Consider the following 9,792-nt stretch of genomic DNA (forward strand, 5'->3'; position numbering starts at 1 on the left):
CGTCGGGTCTTGAAGTCCGTCCGCCGCTGCCGTAGAAATTCTTCAGTAACAACATGTGAACTGAAGACAATCAACGTGCCTCGCGCGGCGGACGCCCCCGCCCCCCACCGGCGCCCGCCCGACCCGACCCGAGGAGAGCTGATGAACAGGCGCGACATGCTCCGGCGTACCGCCACCGCCGGCCTGCTGGCCACCCCCGCCGCCGGCCTGCTCGCCGGCTGCGCCACCGGCGGTGGCGGCGACAAGGTCGAGGGCGGCAGCTACCAGGGCACCAAGAGCGAACAGAACCCGCTGGGCGTCAAGGAGGACGCGCCGCTGGAGGTGGTCATCTTCAACGGTGGCTTCGGCGAGGAGTACGCCAAGGCCCACGAGGCCATGTACCGGGAGAGGTACCCCAAGGCGGAGATCAGGCACTCCGCCACCCAGGAGATCAGCAAGACCCTCCAGCCGCGCTTCGTCGACGGCAGCCCGCCCGACGTGGTCAACAACTCCGGCGCCGGCCAGATCGACTTCAACGGGCTGGTCTCCCAGAACGCCCTCGCCGACCTCGGCGACCTGCTCGCCGCGCCGAGCCTCGACGCCCCCGGCAAGACCGTCCGGGACACCCTGCTGCCCGGCGCGGTCGAGGTCGGCTCGTACGACGGCAGGTTCCTGGTGATGAACTACACCTACACCGTGTACGGCATCTGGCACTCCAGCAAGCTCTTCGCCGACCGGGGCTGGCAGTACGCGAGGACCTGGGACGAGCACATCGCGCTCTGCAAGCAGATCAAGGCCGCCGGCATCGCCCCGTGGACCTACGCCGGCCTGCACCCCCGCTACATGAGCTGGCCGCTGATCTCCACCGCGATCAAGTTCGGCGGGCCGTCGGTCGCCACCGCCATCGACAACCTGGAGCCCAACGCCTGGAAGTCCGACGCGATGCGGACCGCCGCCGACGCCTGGTACCAGATCGTCAAGGACAGGTACATCATGGACGGCTCGCCCGGCCTGGACCACAAGCAGTCGCAGACCGCCTGGTGCCAGGGCAAGGCCGCCTTCATCTCCTGCGGATCCTGGCTGGAGAGCGAGCAGTCCGCCGTCACCCCGGCCGGCTTCAACATGACCGTGGCGCCCACCCCGAGCCTGGGCAGCGGCGACAAGCTGCCGTTCGAGGCGGTCCGCGGCACGGCCGGCGAGCCGTTCATGGTGCCCGCCAAGGCGAAGAACCTCGCCGGTGGCCTGGAGTACTTCCGGACCATGCTGTCGAAGAAGGGCGCGCAGGACTTCACCCGGAAGGTCTCCAGCCTGACCGTGGTCGCCGGCGCCACCGACGGCGTCGAGTTGCCGTACGGGCTGACCACCGTGGTCAGGGCGCTGGAGGCGTCCGGGTCCAACGGCTTCAACTGGGTCTACAACAACTACTACCGCAAGCTGGAGCGCAACCTCGTCGACGCCGCCTGCGGCGAGTTCTTCAGCGGCCGGTCCACCCCGGCGGAACTCCTCGACCAGTGCCAGCAGGGCGCCGACTCGATCGCCCGGGACAGCTCGGTCAAGAAGTACAAGCGCGCCGCGTGACACCCGGCCGGTGGGGGTGGGCCGCCTGACACCCCGCCCGCACCGGCCGCCACCGGGAGGTAGGTCCCCACGTGAGACATGGCAAGTACCCGCTGATCGTCACCTTCCTGGTGCCGCCGGTGCTGCTCTACGTCGTCTTCGTCGTCTCGCCGTACCTGCAGGCGTTCCAGATCTCCACCACCGACTGGCTCGGCTACTCCGCCGACGCCAACCAGGTGGGGCTGGCCAACTTCCGGGCGCTGTGGCACGACGACTACGTCTGGAACGCGCTGAAGAACAACGCGGTCCTGCTGGCGCTGGTACCGGTGCTGACCATCGCCATCGGGCTGTTCTTCGCCACCATGCTCAACATGGGTGGGCGCAGGGGCCGGGCCGGGGTGACCGGGGTACGCGGCAGCGCGCTCTACCGGACGGTCTACTTCTTCCCGCAGGTGCTCTCGGTGGTCATCATCGCGCTGCTATGGAAGGAGGTCTACCACCCGAACAAGGGGCTGCTCACCAGCGCGCTGCACGCGGTGGGGCTGGCCTCACCCACCTGGCTCGGCGACCCGCGCACCGCCTTCTGGTGCGTGCTCGCGGTGATGGTCTGGAGCAACGTCGGTTTCTACGTGGTGCTCTTCGGCGCGGCCATGTCGGCGGTGCCGAAGGAGATCTACGAGGCGGTCCTGCTCGACGGCGCGTCCCGGCTGACCACGCTGCGCCGGGTCACCCTGCCGCTGCTCTGGGACACCGTCCAGGTGGCCTGGGTCTACCTGGCCATCTTCGCCCTCGACGGGTTCATCCTGGTGCAGCTCATGACCAACGGCGGCCCCAACTTCTCCACCGACGTGATCGGCGTACGGATGTACGACACCGCGTTCGGCAGCGAGACCAAGTTCGGCTACGCCTCGGCGATCGGCGTGGTGATGTTCTTCCTGACCCTGTCGGTGGCCGTGCTGTCGCTTCGGGCCGGCAAGCGTGATCGGATCGAGTACTCGTGACCACCGTCGACGACCCCACCGCACGGCCGTGCGCCACCACGACGGCCCGCGCCGCCGACCGCCCGGTCCGCCGGGAACGGGGCGTGGCGAACGTCCTCTCGCACGGGTTCCTGCTGTTCTGGGCCGCGCTGACCGTGCTGCCGCTGCTCTGGATGTTCCTCAGCTCGTTCAAGAGCAACGGCGAGATCCTGGCCGACCCGTGGGGCCTGCCGGAGACGCTGCGCTGGGACAACTGGGCCCGCGCCTGGACCGGGGCGCACATCGGCCGGTACTTCCTCAACAGCCTGGTGGTGGTGGCCGGCTCGGTCTCGTTGACCATGCTGATGGGTGCCACCGCCGCGTACGTCTTCGCCCGGTACGAGTTCCGGGGCCGGCAGATCGTCTACTACCTCTTCGTCGGCGGCCTGATGTTCCCGGTCTTCCTCGCCCTGGTGCCGCTGTTCTTCGTGGTCCGCAACGCCGGCCTGTTCGGCACCTGGACCGGCCTGATCCTGGTCTACGCGGCCTACTCGCTGCCGTTCACGGTGTTCTTCCTGACCGCGTTCTTCCGTACCCTGCCCACCTCGGTTGCCGAGGCGGCGCTGGTCGACGGCTGCGGTCACTTCCGGCTCTTCTTCCGGGTGATGCTGCCGATGGCCCGGCCAGGACTGATCAGCGTCGGGATCTTCAACTTCCTCAGTCACTGGAACCAGTTCCTGCTGCCCCAGGTGCTGATGCAGGGCGACGAGTCGAAGTGGATGCTCGCCCAGGGCCTCTTCGCCCTCTCGGTCAGCCAGGGGTACGCCGGCGACTACGCCCGGCTCTTCGCCGGGCTGAGCATCGCGGTGCTGCCGGTGCTCGCCGTGTACGTGGCCTTCCAGCGGCAGGTCCAGGCCGGTCTCACCGCCGGTCAACTCAAGTAGCCGTTGTCCGACAACGATCAGGCGAGCGGGACGAGCAGCGCGTGCAGGGCGACCGGGTCGGTGACCTCGGGCAGGTCACGGGCGGCGAGCCAGGCGGCCCCCGCCGCGCCGTCCCCGGCCGACCGGACCGGGGCGTCGGGCCAGCGCCGGACCGCCTCGGCGCGGACCGCCCGGGCCAGCGGGGTGTCGCCGGTGAGCAGCCCGCCGCCGAGCACCAGCGGTGCGGACGCTCCGGCCGGCCGGATCCGGGACGCGCTGGCCACGAGGTGCGCGGCGGCCTCCGCGATCAGGGCGGTGGCCACCGGTTCGCCCTCGACGGCGGCGGTCACCACCATCGGCGCCAACCGGGCCAGCTCGACCGGCGGGCGGCGGGTGACCGCCTGGACCAGGGCGTCCACCGTGTCCCGGGGGCGGGGTGCCACCTCGGCCGAGCCGAGCAGTTCGGCGAGCAGTCGCCGGCCGAGCGGGCCGGGCGCGGCGGCGGTGTCCAGGTCGGCGAGCAGCGTGCGAACCGCCTCGCGGCCCAGCCAGAATCCCGATCCGGCGTCGCCGAGCAGCCAGCCGTGCCCGTCGGCGACCCGGTCCAGCCGCAGGTCGTGAACCCGCGCCGCGATCGCCCCGGTGCCGGCGATCAGCACGGTGCCGTCCTCGGCGGCGGTGCCCGAGGCGTACGCGACGAGGGCGTCGCCGTGCACGGCGTACGGGCAGCGCAGGCCCGCGTCGGCCCAGGCCCGGTCGAAGGCGGTGCGGCCGGCCGGGTCGGCGAGCAGCCGGGCGGCCCCGGCCAGCCCGATGGTGCCGGCGCGGACCCGGGCCGGGTCGACGTCGCGTAGCGCCCCGCGCAGCGCGGTGCGTAGTTCGGTGGCGGCCCGTTCGGCCCCGTGGCTGGTGGGGTTGCCGCCGCCGCCCCGGCCGGTGCCGAGGCGTTCGCCGGTGAGGGTGAGGGCGGTCGCCCGGGTGGACGTACCCCCGACGTCGAGACCGACCACGACGGTGTCGGACATGCTCACGGGCCTCCCGGAGGGTGTGTGCGGTGGTGTTCATGCTGGTGGGCCCGGTGCCGACGGGCAAGGCCGGCGGCCGGTGCAGGGGTGGTGCGGCAGGTAACAGTTTGAAAACTTCGCCCACGGTCTTGACACGAAGGGGCCTTCAGTAAGAACTTTTACCACTAACAGTTAACACTCTTTTCGAAAGGCGTTCCGATGGCCGAGCATGAGGTGGACACCGCCGCGGGGACCGCGGTGGTCGACGCCGAACCGGTCGACCGGCGGGGCGCGGACGGGGTGCTGGCCAGGGTCCGGGCCGGCACCGGGGAGCTGACGGGGGCGTTGCGCCGGGTCGCCGAGCATGTGCTCAGCGACCCGGAGGCGGCGGCCCGGGCGACCATAGTGGAGCTGGCCGAACGCAGCGGCACCTCGCCGGCCACCATCACCCGGTTCTGCCGGGCGATGGGCTTCGACGGCTACGCCGACCTGCGGCTCGGTATCGCCTCCGAGACCGGCCGGGCCCGCTCGGCCGGCTGGACCGTCGACATCGGCCGGGAGATCCAGCCCGGCGACCCGCTGGAACGGGTCCTCGACCAGATCATGGCCGCCGACACCCGGGCCATGCACGACACCGCCGCCCTGCTCGACCTGACCGAGGTGGAACGGGCCGCGGTCGCCATCGCCGGCGCCGCCCGGGTCAACATCTTCGGCGCCAGCGGCAGCGCGCTGGTCGGCGAGGAGATGCAGTTCAGCCTGCACCGCATCGGCGTGGCCGCATGGGCCTGGAGCGACGTGCACGAGGGGCTGGCCAGCGCCGCGCTGCTCGGCACCGGGGACGTCGCGCTCGGCATCTCGCACACCGGGCAGACCCGGGAGACCATCGAGATGCTGGCCGAGGCCGGCAGCCGGGGGGCCACCACCGTGGCGCTGACCGGCTTTCCCCGTTCGCCGCTGGCCGAGCTGGCCGACATCGTCCTGCTCACCGCCAGCCAGGCCACCACCTTCCGCCCGGACGCGCTGTCCGCCCGGCACCCCCAGCTCGTCGTGCTCGACCTGCTCTACATCGCCGTGGCGCAGCGCACCCACGACCGCGCCCACGCGGCCTTCCGGCGTACCGCCCAGGCCGTCGACGGGCACAAGGCCGCGAAGGGAGCCGCGTCATGATCAGTGCCCAGGGGTACGCCCGGGCCGTCCGTCCCGTCCTCGACCGGCTGGTCGAGTCCCAGGCCGAGGCGATCGGCCGGGCCGCCGACCTGATCGCCGCCAGCCTGCGCGCCGGCGGCGTGCTCCAGGCGTTCGGGGCCGGCCACTCCGAGGCGTTCGCCGCCGAGCTGGTGGCCCGGGCCGGCGGGCTGGTCCCGGCCAACCGGATCTCCCTGCACGACCTGGTGGTGCACGGCGACGCGCCGCCGGACGTGCTCACCGACCCCAAGCTGGAACGCGACCCGGCCATCGCCCACCAGCTCTACCCGCTGGCCGGGCCGCAGCCGGCCGACGTCTTCCTGGTCGCCTCCCAGTCCGGCATCAACGGCTCGGTGGTCGAGCTGGCGCTGCTGGTCAAGGAGCGCGGCCACCCGCTGATCGCGGTCACCTCGGTGGCGCACACCGCCCGGGTCGCCCCTCGGCACCCGTCCGGGCACCGCCTCGCCGAACTCGCCGACGTCGTGCTGGACAACGGCGCGCCGTACGGCGACGCACTGCTGCCGCTCGAGGGCGGCGGCGCGGTCTGTGCGGTCTCCTCGGTCACCGCCGCGCTCCTGGCGCAGCTCCTGACCGCAGAGGTCGTACGACGGTTCCACCAGGCCGGGGAGGTACCCCCTATCTACCTCTCCGCCAACGTCCCCGGTGGGGACGAGCACAACCTCGCCCTCGAGTCGCGGTACGCCGGGCGCCTCCGGCGAACCGCCTGACCCGAACACACAAGGAGAGACGACGATGTCGAATACCCCCGAGAACCCGGTCGAGCTGAGCCGGCGTACCCTGCTGGGCCGCACGGCCGCGGCGGGCCTGCTCGCCACGCCGGTGGTCAGCCTGCTCGGCGCCTGCGCCACCAGCGGCTCCGACGAGGGCGGCAGCAAGGCGGAGGAGGGCACCAAGAGCGCGGCCAACCCGCTCGGTGTCAAGGACGACGCCCCGCTGGAGGTGGTCATCTTCAACGGCGGCTACGGCGAGAAGTACGCCACCGACGTGCACGAGCCGCTGTACAAGAAGGCGTTCCCCAAGGCGGAGATCAAGCACCAGGCCACCCAGGCGGTCTCCACCGTGCTCCAGCCCCGGTTCGCCTCGGGCAACCCGCCGGAGTTCGTCAACAACTCGGGCGAGAAGCTGATCGACTTCGGCTCGCTGGTCGCCGACGGCCAGTTGATGGACCTCACCGAGCTGTGGGACGCCCCGTCGGTCGACGACCCGGCCAAGAAGGTCCGCGACACCGTCGTCCCCGGCACGGTCGAGGCCGGCTCGTTCAACGGCAAGCCCTTCGTGCTGTACTACGTCTCCACCGTCTTCGGCATCTGGTACTCCGGCAAGCTGTTCAAGGACAACGGCTGGGCACCGGCGAAGACCTGGTCGGAGTTCACCACCCTGCTCGACCAGATCAAGGCCAAGGGCATCACCCCGTACGGCTACGCCGGGGCGAACGCGGCCTACTACCAGTGGAACGTGATCCTCACCCACGCCGCGAAGATCGGCGGCACCGACGTGCTCAAGAACATCGACAACCTGGAGGACGGCGCCTGGCAGCAGGACGCCGTCAAGCAGGCCGCCGAGGCGTGGGCCGAGATCGGCGCCAAGTACGTCGACAAGAGCTTCGAGGGGCTCAAGCACACCGACGTGCAGCTCCGGCAGAACCAGTACAAGCTGGCCCTCTACCCCAGCGGTGACTGGCTGGAGGGCGAGCAGAAGAAGGACACCCCGGCCGGCTTCGACTACCAGCTCATGCCGGTGCCGAGCCTGTCCGCCTCGGACAAGCTGCCGGGCACCGCGGTGCGGGCCACCGCCGGTGAGGGCTACTTCGTCTCGGCCAAGAGCAAGAACCCGCGCGGCGGCCTGGAGTACATGCGTCAGATGCTGTCGGTGGCCGGTGCGAAGGGCTTCACCGAGGTGGTCAAGGCCCCGACGGTGGTCACCGCCGGCAGCGAGGGCTTCGCCTTCCCGCCCGGTGTGGCCAGCTCGCAGGCCGCCCTCAAGGCCGCCGGCCAGGACGTGTTCAACCTGTACTTCGACGGCTGGTACAAGGAGATCGACACGGAGGCGCGGACCGCCACCAACGAGCTGATGTTCGGCCGGATCAAGGCGGACGCCTTCGTGGAGCGGATCCAGAAGCGGGCCGACGCGATCAAGAAGGACAGCTCCGTCGCCAAGTTCAAGCGCTGACCGATCGGAGTAGCGGGATCATGCGGCACGGCAAGTATCCGTTCGTGATCGGGTTCCTCTTCGTCCCGGTCACGCTGTACGTGGTCTTCGTCATCGCACCGTACGCGCAGGCGTTCCAGATTTCGATGACCAACTGGCGGGGGCTGTCCGCCCCGCAGTGGGTGGGCCTCGACAACTACCGGCGGCTGCTCGACGACGGGCGCTTCTGGCAGGCGGTCCAGCACCACGGCGTACTGCTGCTTGCCCTGCCGCTGATCACCATCGCCATCGCGCTCTTCTTCGCCTTCCTGCTCAACGTGGGCGGCCGGAGCGTGGGTGGCCAGCGGCAGGGGGTCCGGGGGGCGAAGTTCTACCGGGTGGTGTTCTTCTTCCCCCAGGTCCTGGCGGTGGCCATCATCGCGGTGCTGTTCCAGATGGTGTACCGGCCGAACGAGTCCGGCCTGATCAACGGCGTGCTGATGAAGATCGGCCTGGACCCGGTGCTCTTCCTGATCCGGCCCAACCTGGCCCTCTGGTCGATCATCGCGGTGCTGGTCTGGCAGGCCGTCGGCTTCTACGTGGTGCTCTTCTCGGCCGGGATGGCCTCCATCCCGGGCGAGATCTACGAGGCGGCCGAGATGGACGGGGCGAGCAAGGTGACCCTCTTCTTCCGGGTCACCCTGCCGCTGCTCTGGGACACCCTCCAGGTGGCCTGGGTCTACCTCGGCATCGCCGCGTTCGACGCGTTCGCCATCGTCTCGGTGCTCTCGGTGGACGGCGGCGGCCCGGACGGCGCCACCACGGTGCTGGCGGTGGAGATCTACCGCAACGCCTTCGTCTACTCGAAGTACGGCTACGCCTCGGCGATGGGCGTGGCGCTGTTCTTCCTCACCATCACGTTCGCGGCGTTGACGCTGCGGTTGACCAAGCGGGAAAGCGTGGAGTACTGAGATGAAGTCGCAGACGACGCTGCCGCCGGGCTCGGCGGCCACCCCGCCGGGCCGGCCCCCGACCCCCGCCGGCCGGCGTCGGGGCGAGCACCGTGAGGTACGGCTGTTCAGCGGTCTCGGTCAGGTGGCGCTCGCCGTCTGGGCGGTGATCGTCATCGTGCCGATCCTCTGGACCTTCCTGGCCGCGTTCAAGAACACCAGCGAGATCTTCAGCAGCCCGTGGACGCTCCCGGCGGAGCTGCGCTGGGAGAACTTCGGCCGGGCCTGGACCAAGGCGCACGTGGGCCGGTACTTCCTCAACAGCGTCTTCGTGGTCTCGTGCAGCACGTTCGGCACCATGCTGTTCGGCTCGATGGCGGCGTACGTGCTGGCCCGGTACAAGTTCCGGGGCAACCGGGCGATCTACTACCTGTTCGTCTCGGGGTTGGCCTTCCCCGTCTTCCTGGCCCTGGTGCCGCTGTTCTTCGTGGTGAAGAACCTGGGGCTGCTGGACACCCACACCGGCGTGATCCTGGTGTACATGGCGTACTCGCTGCCGTTCACCATCTTCTTCCTGGCCGCGTTCTTCCGGACGCTGCCGAACTCGGTGGCCGAGGCCGGCATGATCGACGGCTGCTCGCACACCCGGCTGTTCTTCCGGGTGATGCTGCCGATGGCCAAGCCGGGTCTGATCAGTGTGGCGATCTTCAACATCATCGGGCAGTGGGCGCAGTACCAGCTACCGCTGGTGCTGCTCTCCAACGCCAAGGACAAGTGGGTGCTCACCCAGGGCATCGCCGACATCTCGGTCAACGCCGGTTACGAGGCCGACTGGTCCGGCCTGTTCGCCGCCCTGACCATCGCCATCCTCCCGATGATCATCGTGTACGCCGTCTTCCAGCGCCAGATCCAGTCCGGCCTGACCTCCGGCGCGGTGAAGTAACCCGGTCGACCGTCGGGGGGGGGGGGGGGCGGGCCCCCCCCCCCCCCCGGGGGGGACCCCCCGGGGGGTGGCGGGGGGGGGGGCGGATGCGGGGGGGGGGGGGGGGGGGGGGGGGGGGGGGGGGGGGGGGGGGGGGGGCGGGCG

General features: G+C 70.6%; 9 protein-coding genes. 8 read left to right on the top strand and 1 reads right to left on the bottom strand.

All coding sequences use genetic code 11. The features are described 5' to 3' along the window. Positions 1-141 precede the first annotated feature (141 nt). The 3 genes from ngcE (ACIQG9_RS25445) to ACIQG9_RS25455 all read left to right on the top strand — a co-directional run bounded on the left by ngcE (ACIQG9_RS25445) (position 142) and on the right by ACIQG9_RS25455 (position 3,439). Positions 142-1,557 (top strand): N-acetylglucosamine/diacetylchitobiose ABC transporter substrate-binding protein, encoded by a 1,416-nt coding sequence (ngcE, locus tag ACIQG9_RS25445; protein WP_400407013.1) that lies wholly within the window; start codon positions 142-144, stop codon positions 1,555-1,557. A 71-nt stretch (positions 1,558-1,628) separates the two neighbouring features. Further along, positions 1,629-2,537, top strand: a complete 909-nt coding sequence (locus ACIQG9_RS25450; RefSeq protein ID WP_400407016.1) for a carbohydrate ABC transporter permease — start codon at positions 1,629-1,631, stop codon at positions 2,535-2,537. Next, a complete protein-coding gene (locus ACIQG9_RS25455; protein WP_400407019.1) occupies positions 2,534-3,439 on the top strand; it encodes a carbohydrate ABC transporter permease in 906 nt (301 codons plus the stop codon). Before ACIQG9_RS25450 ends, ACIQG9_RS25455 begins: the two co-directional genes overlap by 4 nt. Before the next feature lie 17 nt (positions 3,440-3,456). Here the strand turns inward: ACIQG9_RS25455 and ACIQG9_RS25460 are convergent, their stop codons facing one another. Then, on the bottom strand, positions 3,457-4,443 hold the full coding sequence (locus ACIQG9_RS25460) for an N-acetylglucosamine kinase (RefSeq protein WP_400407022.1): 987 nt from the start codon (positions 4,441-4,443) through the stop codon (positions 3,457-3,459). 198 nt (positions 4,444-4,641) lie between these two features. On the opposite strand from ACIQG9_RS25460, the gene ACIQG9_RS25465 reads away from it, so the two are divergent. Genes ACIQG9_RS25465 through ACIQG9_RS25485 form a run of 5 tightly spaced genes read left to right on the top strand, consistent with a single transcriptional unit; the run spans position 4,642 to position 9,648 of the window. Further along, complete coding sequence (locus tag ACIQG9_RS25465) at positions 4,642-5,589, top strand: MurR/RpiR family transcriptional regulator (protein WP_400407024.1); 948 nt, start codon at positions 4,642-4,644, stop codon at positions 5,587-5,589. Further along, a complete protein-coding gene (locus ACIQG9_RS25470) occupies positions 5,586-6,335 on the top strand; it encodes a sugar isomerase domain-containing protein (protein WP_400407026.1) in 750 nt (249 codons plus the stop codon). Before ACIQG9_RS25465 ends, ACIQG9_RS25470 begins: the two co-directional genes overlap by 4 nt. A gap of 25 nt (positions 6,336-6,360) precedes the next feature. Next, the gene (ngcE, locus tag ACIQG9_RS25475) at positions 6,361-7,797 is read left to right on the top strand and encodes an N-acetylglucosamine/diacetylchitobiose ABC transporter substrate-binding protein (RefSeq protein WP_400407029.1); all 1,437 of its coding nucleotides are present in this window, start codon (positions 6,361-6,363) and stop codon (positions 7,795-7,797) included. Between the two features lie 20 nt (positions 7,798-7,817). After that, positions 7,818-8,726 carry a carbohydrate ABC transporter permease gene (locus ACIQG9_RS25480; protein WP_400407032.1) on the top strand — a complete coding sequence of 303 codons (909 nt, stop codon included), beginning with the start codon at positions 7,818-7,820 and terminating at the stop codon, positions 8,724-8,726. A gap of 1 nt (position 8,727) precedes the next feature. Then, positions 8,728-9,648, top strand: coding sequence for a carbohydrate ABC transporter permease (locus ACIQG9_RS25485; RefSeq protein ID WP_400407035.1), 921 nt, complete (start codon positions 8,728-8,730; stop codon positions 9,646-9,648). Positions 9,649-9,792 lie beyond the last annotated feature (144 nt).

Source organism: Micromonospora sp. NPDC092111 (assembly GCF_044755745.1).
GTDB lineage: Bacteria > Actinomycetota > Actinomycetes > Mycobacteriales > Micromonosporaceae > Micromonospora.

What these genes read in the sequence shown, in the direction of transcription:
- ngcE (WP_400407013.1), top strand. Translation starts at nt 142, where the DNA reads ATGAACAGGCGCGACATGCTCCGGCGTACCGCCACCGCCGGCCTGCTG.
- ACIQG9_RS25460 (WP_400407022.1), bottom strand. Translation starts at nt 4,443, where the DNA reads ATGTCCGACACCGTCGTGGTCGGTCTCGACGTCGGGGGTACGTCCACC.
- ACIQG9_RS25465 (WP_400407024.1), top strand. Translation starts at nt 4,642, where the DNA reads ATGGCCGAGCATGAGGTGGACACCGCCGCGGGGACCGCGGTGGTCGAC.
- ACIQG9_RS25470 (WP_400407026.1), top strand. Translation starts at nt 5,586, where the DNA reads ATGATCAGTGCCCAGGGGTACGCCCGGGCCGTCCGTCCCGTCCTCGAC.
- ngcE (WP_400407029.1), top strand. Translation starts at nt 6,361, where the DNA reads ATGTCGAATACCCCCGAGAACCCGGTCGAGCTGAGCCGGCGTACCCTG.
- ACIQG9_RS25480 (WP_400407032.1), top strand. Translation starts at nt 7,818, where the DNA reads ATGCGGCACGGCAAGTATCCGTTCGTGATCGGGTTCCTCTTCGTCCCG.
- ACIQG9_RS25485 (WP_400407035.1), top strand. Translation starts at nt 8,728, where the DNA reads ATGAAGTCGCAGACGACGCTGCCGCCGGGCTCGGCGGCCACCCCGCCG.